Origin of the sequence: Mesorhizobium sp. M0772, from assembly GCF_040320135.1 — a bacterium.
Lineage (GTDB): Bacteria > Pseudomonadota > Alphaproteobacteria > Rhizobiales > Rhizobiaceae > Mesorhizobium.
The window spans coordinates 14763-34007 of the sequence record NZ_JAMYPB010000006.1; the positions used below are offsets into that span (position 1 = coordinate 14763).

Annotated in this window: 18 protein-coding genes; all 18 read left to right on the forward strand. The window is 62.9% G+C overall.

Annotation, left to right across the window (positions count from 1 at the left end; genetic code table 11):
• Positions 1-6 precede the first annotated feature (6 nt).
• On the forward strand, positions 7-288 hold the full coding sequence (locus tag NKI06_RS05620; protein ID WP_352514988.1) for a pentapeptide repeat-containing protein: 282 nt from the start codon (positions 7-9) through the stop codon (positions 286-288).
• On the forward strand, positions 288-2369 hold the full coding sequence (nuoG, locus tag NKI06_RS05625; RefSeq protein WP_023805495.1) for an NADH-quinone oxidoreductase subunit NuoG: 2082 nt from the start codon (positions 288-290) through the stop codon (positions 2367-2369). The genes NKI06_RS05620 and nuoG overlap by 1 nt, the downstream gene beginning before the upstream one ends.
• A gap of 2 nt (positions 2370-2371) precedes the next feature.
• Positions 2372-3415 carry an NADH-quinone oxidoreductase subunit NuoH gene (gene nuoH / locus NKI06_RS05630; protein WP_023685202.1) on the forward strand — a complete coding sequence of 348 codons (1044 nt, stop codon included), beginning with the start codon at positions 2372-2374 and terminating at the stop codon, positions 3413-3415.
• The gene (nuoI, locus tag NKI06_RS05635; protein ID WP_023731231.1) at positions 3415-3906 is read left to right on the forward strand and encodes an NADH-quinone oxidoreductase subunit NuoI; all 492 of its coding nucleotides are present in this window, start codon (positions 3415-3417) and stop codon (positions 3904-3906) included. The genes nuoH and nuoI overlap by 1 nt, the downstream gene beginning before the upstream one ends.
• A gap of 123 nt (positions 3907-4029) precedes the next feature.
• On the forward strand, positions 4030-4650 hold the full coding sequence (locus NKI06_RS05640; protein ID WP_023670812.1) for an NADH-quinone oxidoreductase subunit J: 621 nt from the start codon (positions 4030-4032) through the stop codon (positions 4648-4650).
• 2 nt (positions 4651-4652) lie between these two features.
• Positions 4653-4913 carry a hypothetical protein gene (locus NKI06_RS05645; protein WP_023670811.1) on the forward strand — a complete coding sequence of 87 codons (261 nt, stop codon included), beginning with the start codon at positions 4653-4655 and terminating at the stop codon, positions 4911-4913.
• Positions 4914-4920: 7 nt separating this feature from the next.
• Positions 4921-5229, forward strand: coding sequence for an NADH-quinone oxidoreductase subunit NuoK (nuoK, locus tag NKI06_RS05650; RefSeq protein WP_023670810.1), 309 nt, complete (start codon positions 4921-4923; stop codon positions 5227-5229).
• A gap of 10 nt (positions 5230-5239) precedes the next feature.
• Positions 5240-7213 (forward strand): NADH-quinone oxidoreductase subunit L, encoded by a 1974-nt coding sequence (gene nuoL, locus NKI06_RS05655; protein WP_023706137.1) that lies wholly within the window; start codon positions 5240-5242, stop codon positions 7211-7213.
• A complete protein-coding gene (locus NKI06_RS05660; protein WP_023670808.1) occupies positions 7213-8718 on the forward strand; it encodes an NADH-quinone oxidoreductase subunit M in 1506 nt (501 codons plus the stop codon). The genes nuoL and NKI06_RS05660 overlap by 1 nt, the downstream gene beginning before the upstream one ends.
• 18 nt (positions 8719-8736) lie before the next feature.
• Complete coding sequence (gene nuoN, locus NKI06_RS05665) at positions 8737-10173, forward strand: NADH-quinone oxidoreductase subunit NuoN (protein WP_023751641.1); 1437 nt, start codon at positions 8737-8739, stop codon at positions 10171-10173.
• Positions 10174-10177: 4 nt separating this feature from the next.
• Positions 10178-10999, forward strand: a complete 822-nt coding sequence (locus NKI06_RS05670) for a biotin--[acetyl-CoA-carboxylase] ligase (protein ID WP_023709242.1) — start codon at positions 10178-10180, stop codon at positions 10997-10999.
• Positions 11000-11031: 32 nt separating this feature from the next.
• Positions 11032-12705 (forward strand): ribonuclease J, encoded by a 1674-nt coding sequence (locus tag NKI06_RS05675; protein WP_352984410.1) that lies wholly within the window; start codon positions 11032-11034, stop codon positions 12703-12705.
• 97 nt (positions 12706-12802) lie between these two features.
• Positions 12803-13207, forward strand: coding sequence for a methylmalonyl-CoA epimerase (mce, locus tag NKI06_RS05680; RefSeq protein WP_023685207.1), 405 nt, complete (start codon positions 12803-12805; stop codon positions 13205-13207).
• Positions 13204-13488 carry a DUF1467 family protein gene (locus tag NKI06_RS05685; RefSeq protein ID WP_023741631.1) on the forward strand — a complete coding sequence of 95 codons (285 nt, stop codon included), beginning with the start codon at positions 13204-13206 and terminating at the stop codon, positions 13486-13488. Before mce ends, NKI06_RS05685 begins: the two co-directional genes overlap by 4 nt.
• Positions 13489-14216: 728 nt before the next feature.
• Positions 14217-15545 carry a proline--tRNA ligase gene (gene proS, locus NKI06_RS05690; RefSeq protein ID WP_352984413.1) on the forward strand — a complete coding sequence of 443 codons (1329 nt, stop codon included), beginning with the start codon at positions 14217-14219 and terminating at the stop codon, positions 15543-15545.
• On the forward strand, positions 15542-16858 hold the full coding sequence (locus tag NKI06_RS05695) for a lipoprotein-releasing ABC transporter permease subunit (RefSeq protein WP_352560143.1): 1317 nt from the start codon (positions 15542-15544) through the stop codon (positions 16856-16858). The genes proS and NKI06_RS05695 overlap by 4 nt, the downstream gene beginning before the upstream one ends.
• Positions 16855-17538, forward strand: coding sequence for an ABC transporter ATP-binding protein (locus NKI06_RS05700; RefSeq protein WP_352762407.1), 684 nt, complete (start codon positions 16855-16857; stop codon positions 17536-17538). Before NKI06_RS05695 ends, NKI06_RS05700 begins: the two co-directional genes overlap by 4 nt.
• A 453-nt stretch (positions 17539-17991) precedes the next feature.
• A complete protein-coding gene (locus NKI06_RS05705; RefSeq protein ID WP_352984416.1) occupies positions 17992-19242 on the forward strand; it encodes a site-2 protease family protein in 1251 nt (416 codons plus the stop codon).
• Positions 19243-19245: the final 3 nt, after the last annotated feature.

Below are 19245 nucleotides of genomic sequence, written 5' to 3' on the forward strand. Positions count from 1 at the left end.
GCAGGCATGGAGATCCACGACAGGAGCGATGTTCTCGATGTGCGCAATGCCATCGTCAGCAACTCCAGATTTGACGATGTGAACTTGTCGAACACGCAGTTTCACAACGTCGACCTGTCGGCGGCCGTTGTGGAGGACGCGAACCTCTCGGACGCGTTTTTCAGCAATGTGAATATGAGCAATTTGAAGATAGAAAACGCTGAAGTCGCCGGCATGATGATCAATGGCATTAGGCTGAGCGATCTGTTTCAGGCATATGAGACGGCGCAGACCGCCAGGGGCAATTGATGGCAAAGCTCAAGGTCGACGGGAAAGAGATCACTGTACCCGACCACTACACGTTGCTGCAGGCGGCCGAGGACGCCGGCGCGGAAGTGCCGCGCTTCTGCTTCCATGAGCGGCTGTCGATTGCCGGCAATTGCCGCATGTGCCTGATCGAGGTGAAGGGCGGGCCGCCCAAGCCGCAGGCCTCCTGCGCCATGAATGTGCGCGACCTGCGTCCGGGACCCAATGGCGAGGCGCCTGAAATCTTCACCAACACGCCGATGGTCAAGAAGGCCCGCGAAGGCGTGATGGAATTCCTGCTGATCAACCATCCGCTGGATTGCCCGATCTGCGACCAGGGCGGCGAATGCGACCTGCAGGACCAGGCGATGGCCTTCGGCGTCGATTCCTCGCGCTATCACGAGAACAAGCGCGCGGTCGAAGACAAGTATATCGGCCCACTGGTCAAGACGGTGATGAACCGTTGCATCCACTGCACGCGCTGCGTTCGCTTCACCACGGAAGTTGCGGGCATTTCCGAGCTTGGCCTGATCGGCCGCGGCGAGGATGCCGAGATCACCACCTATCTCGAAAGCGCCATGACCTCCGAGCTGCAGGGCAATGTCATCGACCTCTGCCCGGTCGGCGCGCTGACCTCCAAGCCTTTCGCCTTTCAGGCACGGCCGTGGGAGCTGACCAAGACAGAATCCATCGACGTCATGGACGCCGTCGGCTCGGCAATCCGCGTCGACAGCCGTGGCCGCGAGGTGATGCGCATCCTGCCGCGCGTCAATGAAGCGGTGAACGAGGAGTGGATTTCCGACAAGACCCGCTTCATATGGGACGGATTGCGCACGCAGCGCCTCGACCGCCCCTATGTCCGCAAGGACGGAAAGTTGGCGCCGGCCAGCTGGGCCGAAGCGTTCGTTGCGATCAGGGATGCGGTGTCGAATGCTGCGCCCGAGAAAATCGGCGCGATTGCGGGCGATCTTGCCGCCGTCGAGGAAATCTACGCGCTGAAGCAGCTTATGGCTGCGTTGGGCTCGAAGAACACCGATTGCCGCCAGGACGGCGCCGCACTCGATCCCGCGCTCGGCCGCGCCAGCTACATCTTCAACCCCACCATCGAGGGCATCGAGCAGGCCGACGCGGTGCTGATCATCGGCGCCAATCCGCGCTTCGAGGCCTCGGTGCTCAATGCCCGCATCCGCAAGCGCTGGCGGATCGGCAATCTGCCGGTCGGCGTCATCGGCGAGGTCGGCGACACGCGTTACGACTACGAACAGCTCGGCGCCGGCCCGGAGTCGCTGAAAGACCTGGCCGACGGCAACGGGAAGTTCTTCCAGGTGCTGAAGAAGGCGACGCATCCGCTGATCATCGTCGGCCAGGGCGCGCTGTCGCGTGCCGACGGCGCGGCGGTGCTCGGCCAGGCGGCGAAACTCGCCACGGCCGTCAACGCTGCGCGCGCCGACTGGAACGGCTTTGCCGTGCTGCACACTGCGGCCGCGCGCGTCGGCGGTCTCGATGTCGGCTTCGTGCCTGGCAAGGGCGGCAAGAACGTTGCCGGCATGCTGGGGGAGAGCGAGGTTCTGTTCCTGCTCGGCGCCGACGAGGTCGACATGTCCAAGACCGGCGGCGCCTTCGTCGTCTATGTCGGCACGCATGGCGACGCCGGTGCGCACCGCGCCAATGTCATCCTGCCGGGAGCCGCCTACACCGAAAAGTCCGGCACCTATGTCAACACCGAGGGACGCGTGCAGCAGACCAACCGCGCGGGCTTCGCGCCGGGCGACGCGCGCGAAGACTGGGCGATCCTGAGGGCATTGTCCGATGTGCTGGGCAAGAAACTACCCTTCGATTCGCTGCAGCAGTTGCGCGCCAAACTTTATGGCGAATACCCGCATCTCGCCCGCATCGATCATGTCGAAGCCGGCAATGCCGATGACGTCGCCAAGGTGGCGAAGCTCGGCGGGCGGCTGAACAAGGGCACTTTCACCTCGCCGGTCACGGATTTCTATCTGACCAACCCGATCGCGCGGGCCTCCGCCGTCATGGCGGAATGCTCGGCGCTGGCGAAAAACGGCTTCAGGCAGGCGGCAGAGTAGACATGGACACCTTCTTCTCCTTCTACGTGCTGCCGACGCTGATCATCCTTTTAAAGTCGGTCGTGCTGATCGTCGTTTTGCTGATCGGGGTTGCCTACCTGCTTTACGCCGACCGCAAGATCTGGGCGGCGGTGCAATTGCGCCGCGGCCCGAACGTCGTCGGCCCGTGGGGCACGCTGCAGGCTTTCGCCGATCTGCTGAAATTCGTCTTCAAGGAACCGGTCATTCCGTCCGGCGCCAACAAGGGCGTGTTCCTGCTGGCGCCGCTGGTGTCGGCCGTGCTGGCAATCTCGGCCTGGGCGGTCATTCCCGTCAATGCGGGCTGGGGGATCGCCAACGTCAATGTCGGCATCCTCTACGTCTTCGCCATCTCCTCGCTCGAGGTCTATGGCGTGATCATGGGCGGCTGGGCGTCCAACTCGAAATACCCGTTCCTCGGCGCGCTGCGCTCGGCGGCGCAGATGGTGTCCTACGAAGTCTCGATCGGCTTCGTCATCGTCACCGTGCTGCTCTGCGTCGGCTCGCTCAACCTGTCGGACATCGTGCTGTCGCAGCAGGATGGGCTGGGCACCAAGCTTGGCTTGCCCAACAGCTTCCTCGACTGGCACTGGCTGGCGCTGTTCCCGATGTTCGTCATTTTCTTCATCTCGGCGCTGGCCGAGACCAACCGCCCGCCCTTCGACCTGGTGGAAGCCGAGTCGGAACTCGTCGCCGGCCATATGGTCGAATACTCCTCGACGCCGTTCCTGTTGTTCTTCCTCGGCGAATACGTCGCCGTGGTGATGATGTGCGCGCTGGCCACCATCCTGTTCCTCGGCGGCTGGCTGCCGCCCTTCGACTTCGCCCCCTTCACCTGGGTGCCCGGCGTGATCTGGTTCGTGCTCAAGATCTGCCTGATGTTCTTCATGTTCTCGATGGTGAAGGCCTTCGTGCCGCGCTACCGCTACGACCAGCTGATGCGGCTGGGCTGGAAAGTCTTTCTGCCGATCTCCCTGTTCATGGTCGTTGCCACCGCGGCCTTCCTCAAAATCACGGGGTTTGCGTGATGTCCGCTTTTGGCCAGGCCGCAAAATCGCTGCTGCTGCAGGATTTCGTCAGCGCCTTCTTCCTGTCGATGCGCCAGTTCTTCGCGCCGAAGGAGACGATCAACTATCCGCACGAAAAGGGGCCGATCAGCCCGCGCTTCCGGGGCGAGCATGCTTTGCGCCGTTACCCCAATGGCGAAGAGCGCTGCATCGCCTGCAAATTGTGCGAAGCGATCTGTCCGGCGCAGGCGATCACCATCGAGGCCGGCCCGCGCCGCAATGACGGCACGCGCCGCACCGTGCGCTACGACATAGACATGGTGAAGTGCATCTATTGCGGCTTCTGCCAGGAAGCCTGCCCGGTCGACGCTATCGTCGAGGGGCCGAATTTCGAGTTCGCGACGGAGACGCGCGAGGAGCTTTACTACGACAAGGACAGGCTGCTGGCGAATGGCGACCGCTGGGAGCGCGAACTGGCGCGCAACATCTCGCTGGACTCGCCCTACCGCTGACATTTGACGCATGGACGGGGCGAGGGGCCTCGTCTAAGGACAACGCAACTTGCCGGCCGGAGGCGGTCGCAGAAATCAAACAGGACGGATGTCCTGTTTGGACAGGAACCCGGGGGATCCCCAATGCTGAGTGGACTAGAGGCGGCCTTTTTCTACCTCTTCGCCTTTGTCGCGGTGGCGTCGGCCTTCATGGTCATTTCGTCGCGCAACCCCGTGCATTCCGTGCTGTTCCTGATCCTGACCTTCTTCAACGCCGCCGGCCTGTTCATGCTGACCGGCGCCGAGTTCCTGGCGATGATCCTGCTTGTCGTCTATGTCGGCGCGGTCATGGTGCTGTTCCTGTTCGTCGTCATGATGCTCGATGTCGACTTCGCCGAGATGAAGGAAGGCGCCCTGCAATATGCGCCGATCGGCGCGCTGGTCGGGCTGATCCTGGCGGCCGAGCTGATCGTGGTGCTCGGCGGCTACACCTTCGCGCCGCAACTGGCCTCGACGGTCTCCAAACCCATCCCGGATCTTGCCGCGCGGACAAACACCGCAGCACTCGGCGACATCCTCTATACCGACTACCTCTACTACTTCCAGATTTCGGGCCTCATCCTGCTGGTCGCCATGATCGGCGCCATCGTGCTGACGCTGCGCCACAAGGAAGGGATCAAGCGGCAGTCGATCGCAGCCCAGGTCGGCCGCACGCCGGCGACAGGCATGGAAATCCGCAAGGTCAAGTCGGGCGAGGGGCTCTGACGATGTTCGGTCGTTTGAAGAAAAAATACTGGGGAGAGCAGGTTGCCTCTTGGCGGGTTGATTCGACTGAGAAGGCCTGGGTATTCGTCTGGAATCGCGACGGGAATCTTACGCTGAACATCAAGAGCGAAGATTTCACATACGTTCAGGGGGCAGGCCGGAATGATGCAACAGTTATCTTCGAGCCTTCTGCCATAGACAGCCTTTTGGACGCCATCGTATCCGCGCGTTCAATGATTCAACAAATGCCGGGAAAGGTTTGATCTGGCCATGGTCGTCGGCATCGCACATTACCTGACCGTATCGGCGATCCTGTTCACGCTGGGCGTGTTCGGCATCTTCCTGAACCGCAGGAACATCATCGTCATCCTGATGTCGATCGAGCTGATTCTTTTGGCGGTCAACATCAATTTCGTTGCCTTCTCGGCGGCATTGGGCGATCTCGTCGGCCAGGTGTTTGCCCTGTTCGTGCTGACGGTCGCCGCCGCCGAAGCGGCCATCGGTCTTGCCATTCTCGTCGTCTTCTTCCGCAACCGCGGCTCGATCGCGGTCGAAGACGTGAACCAGATGAAGGGTTGACGGGGCTAACATGTATCAAGCGATCGTCTTCCTTCCGCTGCTCGGCTTCCTGATCGTCGGTCTGTTCGGCAATTCGCTGGGCGCCAAGGCATCGGAATACATCACCTCGGGCTTCCTGGTGATCTCGGCCGTGCTGTCCTGGGTCGCCTTCTTCTCCGTCGGCTTCGGCGAAGGCGAGGTGTTCACCGTGCCGGTACTGCGCTGGATCCAATCCGGCGGCTTGGACGCGTCCTGGGCGCTCAGGATCGACACGCTGACGGTGGTCATGCTGGTGGTGGTCAACACGGTGTCGGCGCTGGTCCACATCTATTCGATCGGCTACATGCACCACGATCCGAACCGGCCCCGCTTCTTTGCCTATCTGTCGCTGTTCACCTTCGCCATGCTGATGCTGGTGACGGCCGACAATCTGGTGCAGATGTTCTTCGGCTGGGAAGGGGTGGGTCTCGCCTCCTATTTGCTGATCGGCTTCTGGTACAAGAAGCCGTCGGCCAATGCCGCTGCGATCAAGGCCTTCGTCGTCAACCGCGTCGGCGATTTCGGCTTTGCGCTCGGCATTTTCGGCGTCTTCGTTTTGTTCGGCTCGGTCAATCTCGGCACCATCTTCGCCAATGCCGCGACGTTCATTCCGGCCGAAGGCGCACCACAAGGCGCCGCCGTGCTGACCTTCCTCGGCTATGCGCTGGACAAGCAGGCGGCCATGACCATCGTCTGCCTGCTGCTGTTCATGGGCGCCATGGGCAAGTCGGCGCAGGTGCCGCTGCACACCTGGCTGCCGGACGCCATGGAAGGCCCGACGCCGGTTTCCGCGCTGATCCATGCCGCCACCATGGTTACGGCCGGCGTGTTCATGCTGGCCCGGCTGTCGCCGCTGTTCGAACTGTCGCATTCGGCGCTGACCGTGGTGACCTTCATCGGCGCCTTCACCGCCTTCTTCGCGGCGACCGTCGGCCTGGTCCAGAACGACATCAAGCGCGTCATCGCCTATTCGACCTGCTCGCAGCTCGGCTACATGTTCGTCGCGCTCGGCGTCGGCGCCTATGGCGCGGCGATCTTCCATCTGTTCACGCATGCCTTCTTCAAGGCGCTGCTGTTCCTGGGCTCCGGCTCGGTCATCCATGCCGTGTCCGACGAGCAGGACATGCGCAAGATGGGTGGCCTGCGGAAGCTCATTCCGAAGACCTACTGGATGATGGTGATCGGCACGCTGGCACTGACCGGCGTCGGCATTCCGGTGACCGTCATCGGCACCGCCGGCTTCTTCTCCAAGGATGCCATCATCGAGGCTGCCTTTGCCGGCCACAATTCGGTCGCCGGCCTCGCTTTTGTCCTGCTGGTCATCGCCGCCTGCTTCACCTCCTTCTACTCCTGGCGGCTGATCTTCATGACCTTCCACGGCGAGCCGCGGGCGAGCCACGACGTCATGCACCATGTCCATGAATCGCCGCCGGTGATGCTGGTGCCGCTGTTCATCCTGGCCGCGGGCGCGCTGTTTGCCGGCGTTGTCTTTCATGGCGCCTTCATCGGCGAAGCCTATGCCGAATTCTGGAAGGCGTCGCTGTTCACGCTGCCGGGCAACCACATCCTGCACGAGATCCATGAATTGCCGCTGTGGGTCGAGCTGGCACCGTTCGTCGCCATGATCATCGGCTTTGCCGTCGCCTGGAAGTTCTACATCCGCTCGCCGGAGCTGCCCCGGAGCGTCGCCGCCAACCATCGGCTGCTCTATGCCTTCCTGCTCAACAAATGGTACTTTGACGAGCTCTACGACGTCCTGTTCGTGCGGCCGGCAAAGGCGCTGGGCAGGTTCTTGTGGAAGACCGGCGACGGCACCATCATCGACGGGCTCGGCCCTGACGGCATTTCGGCGCGTGTCGTCGACGTCACCGACCGCGTCGTCAAGCTGCAGACCGGCTATCTCTATCACTATGCCTTCGCCATGCTGATCGGCGTGGCCGCACTCGTCACCTGGATGATGCTCTGATGACCGCCTGGCCAATCCTCTCGCTGGTCACGTTCCTGCCGCTCGTAGGTGTGCTGCTGATCCTGTTCATCAGGGATGACAGCCCGAATGCGCGTCGCAACATCCGCGCCATCGCGTTCACGACGACAGCAGCCACCTTCATCATCTCGCTGTTCATCTGGACCGGCTTCGACAATTCGCAAGCCGGCTTCCAGTTCGTCGAGAAGTTTGCCTGGCTGGATTCCGGCATCTCCTACCATATGGGCGTCGACGGCATTTCGATGCTGTTCGTCATCCTGACGACGTTCCTGATGCCGCTCTGCATCCTGGCGTCGTGGGAAGCGATCGACAAGCGGGTCAAGGCCTACATGATCGCCTTCCTGCTCTTGGAAACGCTGATGATCGGCGTGTTCTGCGCGCTCGACATCGTGCTGTTCTACGTCTTCTTCGAGGCCGGCCTGATCCCGATGTTCATCATCATCGGCGTCTGGGGCGGCAAGCGCCGCGTCTATGCCTCGTTCAAGTTCTTCCTCTACACGTTGGCCGGCTCGGTGCTGATGCTGCTCGCCATCATGGCGATGTTCTTCCAGGCGGGCACCACCGACATCCCGACGCTGCTGACCCACAACTTCCCGGCCCACATGCAGACATGGCTATTTCTGGCCTTCTTCGCCTCCTTCGCGGTGAAGATGCCGATGTGGCCGGTGCACACCTGGCTGCCCGACGCCCACGTCGAAGCGCCGACGGCGGGCTCGGTGATCCTGGCCGGCATCCTGTTGAAAATGGGCGGGTACGGCTTCCTGCGCTTTTCCCTGCCGATGTTCCCGCTGGCCTCGGAAATGTTCGCGCCGCTGGTGTTTACGCTGTCGGTCGTCGCCATCATCTACACCTCGCTGGTGGCGCTGATGCAGGAGGACATGAAGAAGCTGATCGCCTATTCCTCCGTCGCCCATATGGGCTTCGTCACCATGGGCATCTTCGCCATGAACCAGGAAGGCGTGCAGGGCGCGATCTTCCAGATGCTGAGCCACGGCCTCGTCTCGGGCGCGCTGTTCCTGTGCGTCGGCGTCATTTACGACCGCATGCACACGCGCGAGATCGACGCCTATGGCGGCTTGGTCAACAACATGCCGAAATACGCCACGGTGTTCCTGATCTTCACCATGGCCAATGTCGGCTTGCCGGGCACGTCAGGTTTCGTTGGCGAGTTCCTGACCATGCTCGGCGTGTTCCGGGTCAACACCTGGGTGGCTTTCTTCGCCGCCACCGGCGTCATCCTGTCGGCGGCCTACGCGCTCTGGCTCTACCGCCGGGTGATCTTCGGCGCGCTGACCAAGGAAAGCCTGAAGGGCCTGCTCGATCTGTCGACGCGCGAGAAGGCAATCATCTACCCGCTGGTCGTGCTGGTCATCTTCTTCGGCGTTTATCCCGCTCCCGTCTTCGATGCCACGGCCCAGTCGGTCAAGGCGCTCGTCACCAATGTCACCGCATCCATCGGCGCCGCGCAGACCGCGGCGGCGAACTGACCAGAGGTTTTGCGAACCATGACGCCGGACCTTTACTCCAGCCTTTCGCTCTCGACGCCGGAGCTGATCCTCGCCATCGGCGCGCTGGCGCTGTTGATGGTGGGCGCCTATTCGCGCGCCAACACTGCCATTCTGGTGACTGTCCTTGCCGTCGCCGTGCTGGTGATCGCAGGCCTATGGCTGATCTTTCCCACGGGACAGGGCGCAGCCTACGGCAACGCCTTCATCCAGGATCCGTTCTCCCGCTTCATGAAGGTGCTGTCGCTGATCGGTTCGGCGGTGACGCTGGTGATGTCGATGCGCTTCGCCAGGCAGGAGCATTTCGACAAGTTCGAATACCCGGTGCTGATCCTGCTCTGCACGCTCGGTATGATGCTGATGATCTCGGCCAACGGCATGATCGGGCTCTATCTCGGCCTCGAGCTGCAGTCGCTGGCGATTTACGTGCTGGCCGCGATCAATCGCGACAATCTGCGTTCGACCGAGGCCGGTTTGAAGTATTTTGTGCTGGGCGCGCTGTCGTCGGGCATGCTGCTTTACGGCATCAGCCTCATTTACGGCTACACTGGCAATGTCGGCTTCCAGGAAATCGCCTCGGCGCTTGGCAGCGGTGAGCGCCAGCTCGGCCTCGTCGTCGGCCTGGTTTTCGTTTTGGCCGGCCTTGCCTTCAAGATTTCCGCGGTGCCGTTCCACATGTGGACGCCCGATGTCTACGAGGGCGCGCCGACGCCGGTCACCGCCTTCCTGGCGGCTGCCCCCAAAATGGCGGCAATGGCGCTGATCGTGCGCGTCACCATGGGCGCCTTCAAGCCGATCGCTTCCGACTGGCAGCAGATCATCGTCTTCATCTCGATCGCCTCGATGGCGCTCGGCTCCTTCGCCGCGATCGGCCAAACCAACATCAAGCGGCTGATGGCGTACTCCTCGATCGGCCATATGGGCTACGCGCTGGTCGGCCTAGCCGCCAACAGCCAGGCCGGCGTGCGCGGCGTCGCCATCTACATGCTGATCTATCTCGTCATGACGCTCGGCACCTTCGCCTTCATCCTCGCCATGCGGCGCAAGGAAGGCAATGTCGAGCATATCAGCGATCTCGCCGGTCTGTCGTCGACCAACCCGATCATGGCGACGATCCTGACCATCCTGATGTTCTCGCTGGCCGGCATCCCGCCGCTCGCCGGCTTCTGGGGGAAATGGTACGTGTTCCTCGCCGCCATCAACGCCAATCTCTATGCGCTGGCGATCATCGGCGTGCTGGCCTCTGTGGTGGGCGCTTTCTACTATCTGCGCATCATCAAGATCATGTGGTTCGACGAACCGGCCGGCGGCTTCGTGCCGATGGCGGTTGAGCTGCGCCTCGTGCTTGGTGTCTCCGGCGCTTTCGTGCTGTTCTATGTGCTGATCGGCGGTCCGATCGCGACCTACGCCGAAGCCGCCGCCAAGACATTTTTCTGACCGGATGGCATTTCGGCTGGCTCCAACCTCTGAGACGGAAGGGTTCCGGCTCGAGGCGCATGACAGTGTGGGTTCCACCAACACGCTGGCGCTGGACCATGCAAGGGCAGGCGATCCCGGCAAATTGTGGGTCGTTTCCAAGAAGCAGGAAAGCGGCCGTGGCCGCCGCGGCAGGGCCTGGGTATCGCCCGAGGGCAATCTGGCGGCGACATTGCTGGTCATCACCGGCGGTGAGTTGCGTCTGGCGGCGACGCTGGGCTTCGTCGCGGGCCTGTCGCTGGCCGATGCGCTCGACGCCGTGGTGCCGAAGGGCAGGATCGCTATCGGCCTCGACGGCGCCAGCCAGGGGCAGAACCGCTTCGAGCTGAAATGGCCGAACGATGTGCTGGCCTCCGGCGCCAAGCTGGCCGGCATCCTGCTGGAATCGGCCATTCTCGATGGCGGCCGTTTCGCGGTGGCGGTGGGCATCGGCGTCAATGTGGTGGCGCATCCGCCGGATTTGCCGTATCCGGCGACATCGCTTCAGGCGCTGGGCGCGACATGCGACGCCGAAACGCTGTTCTTGGCGCTGTCCGATGCCTGGACCGATAATGCCCGGCTGTGGGATGACGGACGCGGGCTCGACGCCATCCGGCGTCGCTGGCTATCGCGCGCGGCGGGGCTTGGCGGCGAGGTTGCTGTCAGGATTGACGGGAATGTGGTGCGCGGTACCTTCGAGACCATTGACGCGGACTGCCGTTTCGTGATCCGCGATGATGAGGGGTCGGTCGTGACGGTAGCCGCCGGCGACGTGCATTTCGGCGCCGTCGCGTCGGCAAAGATTTAGGGCTGGCCGCAAGGGCCGGGAAGGGAAAATTGATGGCGAAAGCGCAAAACGCCGAACTCGTCTTCGTGCCGCTCGGCGGCGTCGGCGAGATCGGCATGAACTTCGCCCTTTACGGCTATGGGCCGCCTAGCGCGCGCGAGTGGATCGTCGTCGATGTCGGCGTGACCTTTCCCGATGCGGCGCATCCGGGCGTCGACCTGATCCTGCCCGATACCCGCTTCATCGAGGAGAACCTCGCCGGCCTGCGCGGCATCATCATCACCCACGCGCATGAAGACCATTACGGGGCGCTGCTCGACATCTGGCCGAAGCTGAAGGCGCCGGTGTGGATGACACCGTTCAGCGCCGGCCTGCTGGACGCCAAGCGCCAGGGCGAGCAGGGCGCGCCGAAGAAAATTCCGGTGACGATCTACCGGGCAGGCGAAACATTCACTGTCGGCCCGTTCTCGATCGAGGCCATTCCGGTGGCGCACTCGATCCCCGAGCCGATGTCGCTGGCGATCACCTCGCCGGCCGGCACCGTCATCCATACCGGCGACTGGAAGATCGATCCGGAACCGACGATCGGTCCGAAAACCGACGAGGCGCGGTTTCGCGCCTATGGCGACAAGGGTGTGCTGGCGCTGATCTGCGATTCCACCAATGCGCTGCGCGAAGGCGAATCGCCGTCGGAAGTGGCGGTGGGCGAAGGCCTCAGGGGCGTCATCCAGAGCGCTGTCGGCCGTGTCGCCGTCACCACCTTCTCCTCCAATGTCGGACGCATCGTCTCCATCGCCAAGGCGGCGCGCGATGCCGGCCGCCAGTGCCTGGTGCTCGGCCGCTCGCTGAAGCGGGTCATCGATGTCGCCGGCGAACTCGGCTACATGGACGGGCTGCCGGAGTTCATCGCCGAGGAGGATTTCGGCTTCATCCCGCGCGAGAACCTGGTCATCATCTGCACCGGCAGCCAAGGCGAGGCGCTGGCGGCACTGGCAAAACTTTCGCGCGACGAGATGAAATCGGTGTCGCTGACGGCCGGCGACACGGTGGTGTTTTCCTCACGCACCATTCCCGGCAACGAGAAGGCGATCCTCGAGATCAAGAACCGCCTCATCGACCTCGGCATCAAGATCATCGAGGATGGCGACGCGCTTGTGCATGTCTCCGGCCATCCCCGCCGCAGCGAATTGCGCAGGATGTATGAGTGGGTGCGGCCGCAGATCGGCGTTCCCGTGCATGGCGAAGCCGCGCATCTGGTGGCGCAGGGATCGCTGATGTCGACGTCGGGCATCGGCCAGGTGGCGCAAGTGCGCGACGGCGACATGCTGCGGCTGGCGCCGGGTCCGGCCACGATCATCGACCAGGTGCCGTTCGGCCGCATCTACAAGGACGGCAGGCTGATCGGCACCGACCAGGCGATGGGCATACGCGACCGGCGCAAGCTATCCTTCGCCGGCCATGTCGCGGTCAATGTCGTGCTCGACGATAAATATGAGCTCGCCGGCGATCCCGATCTGGTCGCCATCGGCGTCGCCGAGGCCGATGCCCGTGGCGAAAACATGGAAGATCTGATGCTCGACGCGGCCGTCGGCGCGGTCGACTCGCTCCCTCGCCCGCGCCCCCAGGGCCTCGATCTGGTGCAGGAAGCGGTGCACCGCGCCGGGCGCGGCGCCGCCAACGAGGCCTGGGGCAAGAAGCCGCTGGTGACGGTGTTTGTGACGAGGTGAGGGAATAGGCAGTAGGCGGTAGGCAGTGGAGAAAAATGCAGATGTATCACTACTGCCTACTGCCCATTCCCTACTCCCTTAACTTGTGGAGCACTTCATGCTGGGACGCCTGAACCATGTAGCACTTGCCGTGCCGGACCTGGCCGCGGCGATTGCGGCCTATCGCGATACGCTTGGCGCGAAGGTCACCGCGCCGCAAGCGCTGCCCGAGCATGGCGTTACCGTGGTGTTCGTCGATGTCGGCAACACCAAGATCGAACTCCTGGAGCCGCTGGGCGAACGGTCGCCGATCGCGGCCTTTCTGGCGAAGAACCCCTCGGGTGGCATGCATCATGTCTGCTACGAGGTCGACGACATCCTTGTCGCGCGCGATCACCTCAAAGCGAGCGGCGCCCGCGTGCTGGGCGACGGCAATCCCAAAACCGGCGCCCACGGCAAGCCGGTGCTGTTCCTGCATCCCAAGGATTTCTTCGGCACGCTGGTCGAACTGGAGCAGGCATGAGCTGGATTTCGTTTGCCGCGCTGTTCTTCATCACCTGGTGGCTGATGCTGTTCATCGTGCTGCCGTTCAGCGTCAAGACGCAGGATGACGACCAGGACGTGACGCTGGGCACGGTTGCGAGCGCGCCGCGCGGACCGCATATGCTGCGCGCCGTGATCCGCACCACCATCGTCACGGCTGTCGTCATGGGGGTTTTCTACAGCCTGACGCACGGGCTGGGTTACAGCCTCGACGAAGTCCCCCACATCATCCCCGAAGCCAGCCAGACACCGGATAACTAACACTTTCCCGCCGACAGATCGGGTGGGGTGTTCGTGCCTGTTTCGGAGCGCCAAACTCAGGTTTTGGCTCACCAGCTTGCGATGCGCAATCGGCGGCCAGGCATGGCCCACCCGCATTAGAATCACGCCTTGGTGTCAGGCTGACGCAAGCTCACGTGATTTGGGAACAGGTTGATCTAACCAGATGATCGGGCAAAAAAAATGCAAGGCACAAGGCCTTGCAATTTAAACGCGTTCCGATCTGTTTTCCGGTTTCCGGCGGCAGCGGGTAACCGCGCCTAGATCGCATCCTCCCAAGACTTTGACCGCGTAGGAGAGCAGATTTTTCTCTACCCTCTCGGTTATCGGGGCACACTAGCCTAACCCCGATGAAATTGTCACGCAGAATTTTGCCCGCAAACGGGCAATCTGTGCTGCAGTGCACAATAGTGCGGCAGGCTTTGCTTGCGAAACGAACAACACCGGGGCTGCCGCATTAATGTGGCCAGGTGTGCTGCGTCGCTCAGACGCGCAACGCGTGTGTCAGCACTTTGCAGCCAAGCCATCACTTTGCACCTGAGCAATTATCGTTTTCGGTTCGAAGATCTTTGGAAGAAGAATCGATTTTTGCGATTTCGGGCCGATGCCGCGGGTCGGGTTTCCATTCCGTCACGAAATAGCTATGAAGCCGGGGCAAGCAAGCCAGCCGCGCCGATTCCGGTGCAGCCTCCTCTCTCACGGACCTGTCCATGCGTTTGTCGCAGTTTTTCCTGCCCATCCTGAAAGAAAATCCGCGCGAGGCCGAGATCGTCTCGCACCGGCTGATGCTGCGGGCGGGCATGATCCGCCAGCAGGGGCAGGGCAGCTTTTCCTGGCTGCCGCTGGGCAAGCTGGTGCTGGACAAGGTCTGCCGCATCATCCGCGAGGAACAGAACCGCGCAGGCGCGCTGGAAATCCTGATGCCGACCATCCAGTCAGCCGACCTGTGGCGCGAAAGCGGCCGTTATGACGACTACGGCAAGGAGATGCTGCGCATCAAGGACCGGCAGGACCGCGACATGCTCTACGGTCCGACCAACGAGGAAGTGGTTACCGAGATCGTGCGCGCCTACGTCAAGTCCTACAAGGATTTGCCGCTCAACCTCTACCACATCCAATGGAAGTTCCGCGACGAGGTGCGGCCGCGCTTCGGCGTCATGCGCTCGCGCGAATTCCTGATGAAGGACGCCTATTCCTTCGACCTCGATTTCGAGGGAGCCAAAGCCGCCTATAACCGCATGTTCGTATCCTATCTCCGAACGTTCACGCGCATGGGGCTGCAGGCCATTCCGATGCGAGCCGACACCGGGCCGATCGGCGGCGATCTCAGCCATGAATTCATCATCCTGGCCGACACCGGCGAGAGCCAGGTCTATTGCGACCGCGAATATCTGTCGCTCCAGGTGCCCGGCGAGAAAACCGACTTCGGCAATGACGTTGAGATCGCCGACATCGTCAAGACGTGGACGACGCCTTACGCCGCCACCGACGAGATGCATGACGAGGCGGCCTGGGACAAGCTTGGCGAAGCGGACCGGGTCTCGGCGCGCGGCATCGAGGTCGGCCACATCTTCCATTTCGGCGACAAATATTCCAAGCCCATGGGCGCCAAGGTGACCGGGCCCGACGGCAAGGATCATTTCGTCTCCGGCGGCTCCTACGGCATCGGCCCATCGCGCCTGGTGGCGGCGATCATCGAGGCCAGCCATGACGACAACGGCATCATCTGGCCGGAGGCGGTGGCGCCGTTCGACATCGGCCTGATCAACATGAAGGTGGGCGACGCCGACTGCGACCGCGTCTGCGGCGAGCTCTATTCCGCCTTCACCGGTGCCGGCAAGGACGTGCTCTACGACGACACCGACCAGCGTCCGGGCGGCAAGTTCGCCACCGCCGATCTGATCGGCCTGCCCTGGCAGGTGATCGTCGGACCGCGCGGCGTTGCCGCCGGCGAGATCGAGATCAAGAACCGCCGGACCGGCGAGCGCGAGACGCTGCCGGTCACGGAGGCCAGGAAACGCTTCGGTGCAATCGCATGAGCGAAGCCGCGGCAACGAAGCCTTCGGTCGCCAAGTCGCCGATCGCCAAATCTCCGGTCGCTGGCCCGTTCTCCATGTTCGAACGCATGGTCGCCTGGCGCTATTTGCGGTCGCGCCGCAAGGAGACGGTGATCTCGGTCATCGCCTCGATCTCCTTCCTCGGCATCATGCTCGGTGTCGCCACGCTGATCGTCGTCATGGCGGTGATGAACGGATTCCGGGCTGAGCTTCTGACCCGCATCCTCGGCGTCAACGGTCATCTGATCGTGCAGCCGCTGGATTCGCCGCTTGAGGACTACGCGCAGGTTGCCGCCCGCATCAACGGCGTGGCCGGCGTCAAATACGCCATTCCGCTGATCGACGGCCAGGTGCTGGCGCAAGGCAATGTCGGCGGTGGCATGGGCGCGCTGGTACGCGGCATACGCGCCGAAGACCTCGGCAAGATCGCCATCGTCGCCAACAACGTCAAGCAGGGTTCGCTCGCCGATTTCGACTCGGGCGAGGGCGTCGCCATCGGCAAGCGCATGGCCGAGAATCTCGGCCTCGTGCTCGGCGACACCATCACGCTGATCTCGCCGGACGGCGATGTGACGCCGATGGGCACGACGCCGCGGATGAAGGGCTACAAGGTGGCGGCGATCTTCGAGGTCGGCATGTCGGAGTATGACAGCTCCATCGTCTACATGCCGTTTTCCGAAGCGCAGCTCTATTTCAACATGGACGGCAGGGCGCAGACGATCGAGATCTATGTCGACAATCCCGACGATGTGGACGCGCTGAAACCGCTGGTCGATGCGGCGGCGCAGCGGCCAATCGACATGGTCGACTGGCGCCAGCGCAACGAGACGTTCTTTTCAGCACTTCAGGTCGAGCGCAACGTCATGTTCATGATCCTGACGCTGATCGTGCTGGTGGCGGCGCTCAACATCATTTCCGGCCTGATCATGCTGGTGAAGGACAAGGGCCACGACATCGCCATCCTGCGCACGATGGGCGCTACGCGCGCCGCCATCCTGCGCATCTTCCTGATGACGGGCGCTGCGATCGGCGTCACCGGCACGCTCGCCGGCGTGCTGCTCGGGGTGCTCATCTGCACCAACATCGAATCCATCCGCCAGTTCTTCTCCTGGATGACCGGCAAGGTGCTGTTCAATCCGGAGCTCTATTTCCTCAGCCAGTTGCCGGCAAAGATGGATCCGCGCGAGACCACCTATGTCATCCTGATGGCGCTCGGCCTGTCCTTCCTGGCCACCGTGTTTCCGGCGTGGCGGGCCGCCCGTCTCGATCCGGTCGAGGCCTTGAGATACGAATGAAGTCCGAGATCATTATCGAGCTGAAGAGCGTCGAGCGGCACTATGTCCAGGGGCCGCGCAAGCTCACCATTTTGAACGGCGCCGACTTTTCGCTGAAGCGCGGCGAGATGGTGGCGCTGGTGGCGCCATCGGGCACCGGCAAGTCGACGCTCTTGCACACTGCGGGCCTGCTCGAGCGCCCCGACGCCGGCGACGTCATTTTGGCCGGCCGCGCCTGCGGGCGGCTGTCCGATGACGAACGCACCGCGATCCGCCGCAACGATGTCGGTTTCGTCTATCAGTTTCACCATTTGCTGCCGGAGTTTTCGGCACTCGAAAACATCATGATGCCGCAGCTGATCAAGGGGCTCTCGCGCAAGGAGGCGTCGGAGCGCGCGGCACAGCTGCTCGACTACATGCAGATCGGCAAGCGCGCGTCGCACCGGCCGTCCGAATTGTCGGGCGGCGAGCAGCAGCGCGTCGCCATTGCCCGCGCGGTCGCCAATGCGCCCTTGCTGCTGCTCGCCGACGAGCCGACCGGCAATCTCGACCCGGTCACCGCCTCCTATGTCTTCGAGGCGCTTGGTGCGCTGGTCAAGCAGTCCGGCCTTGCCGCACTGATCGCGACCCACAATCACGAACTCGCCTCGCGCATGGACCGCCGGGTGACGTTGGCGGATGGCAAGGTCGTTCCGTCGTAGGCCCCAACTTCCTCATCCTAGGGTCTGCGCCGCGTCGCTGCGCTCCTTGCTCCGCCCTAGGATCACGAAGTGATTGGTGCGTGTCCCGATCGCAAAGGCATGCGATGCGCCCTGCGTCAGCACTGCCGTCAACCTTTCCTTAACCCTGCCCAAACCGGCTGTCAGGATTCGTCGGCATGCCGCTTTCCGCTCATTGACTTTCGAACAAAGTTAGAACAAAATACGAACATATCAACAACAGGAGAGAGTTATGAGCGATCTTGTTCAGGACGTCGTTTCGTTGGTGTGCATGAGTGCGTTTCTGGTTTCCATGGCTGTCTGGATCGGCGCCATGTGATGCAACTGCGGTTCGCCGCAGTGTTTTAGGCGGGCAGGAAGGCGCTGTGCCGTTGAAGCCTTTCTTGCCACCATGACGCTAGGCTGCCCCGCCAAGACAGGGAGCAAAAACCTCAGGTGTCGCCGATCGTGACGGCCCTTCTGGTGGCCGGTAATCTCGGACTGATTTTCCTTTTGATGACCGCGCCGCTCGGTTTGCGCACGGCGCGGCTGAGCCGCGTGGTTGCCGTGGACCGGCAGCGCCTCTGGCAGGCGCTGTGGCCGCTCGGCAGCGATGCCGGCTGGTCCGGCGAGATACTCTCGGCCCAGCCGCTGGACGGGCAGGGCACGGCCCGCATCCTGCTGTCCTGGGAGGGCCGGGACGGCCAGCCGATCGAGCGAAGGTCGCGCTTCGAGGACGTCGTCGAAGGCAGTCGTTTTTCGATGCGGGTCATCGAGGATACCGCGCTCGACGCGTCGTTCTGGAAGGATTTTTACGAGACCACTGAACTCACCTCGGAAGGTGCCGGCACGCGGGTGACGCTCAGTCAGACCGATCGCTATCGCGGCGTCGCCTTCCTGGTGTTCCGCTACTTCGCCATGCGCCGCGAGCTCGGCAAGCTGGAGATCTGGGCGAGGACCGGACAGTATCGCAAGGGCGGCTGGTTCGAGCATCCGCTGAGCCAGGTCGGTTTCGCCGTTCTGTCGGCTTTCATCCTTTGGCCGTTCTTCGGACTCAATCTCGGCGGCCTGGCGCTGGCCGCGATCCTGACCTCGGTGGTTGCCCTGCATGAGCTCGGCCACATGGCGGCCTTTCGGCTAACCGGTCATCGCAAGGCGCGGATGATCTTTATCCCGCTGCTCGGCGGCATCGCCATTGGCGGCCGGCCTTATGACAGCCGCTTCGAGGTCGCCTTCGTGGCGCTGATGGGCGCTGGTTTTTCCGCGTTCCTGGTACCGCTGCTGATCGTCGCCAGCGGGCTCGCATCCGGCGAGGGACATCGGCTCGCCGCGGCCCTTCTGGCGACGCTTGCCGGCTTTGCCGCGCTGTTCAACATCGCCAATCTGGTGCCGGTGTGGAAATTCGACGGCGGTCAGGTGCTGCGCCAGATCTGCCCGGGGCCGGTCGCCCTGGCGCTCGCCTCGTTTTCCCTGCTCTCGGCCTTGCTATGGCTTGGCTGGCTGGCCGGCTTTTCCCAAAGCTTTCTGCTGGTGGCGGGCGCCGTCTTTGCCATCCTCAGCCTGATGACAGTGGGTAGCGGGGTAAAACCGCGCCACGAATTGAAGCCGATCCGCATCTTCGACCGTTTCGCCATGGCCGGCGCGCTGCTGGCCGTCTTCGCCATTCACGGTTTCGGGCTGTTGTGGGCCTCGGCGCGGTTGCTTTGAGCG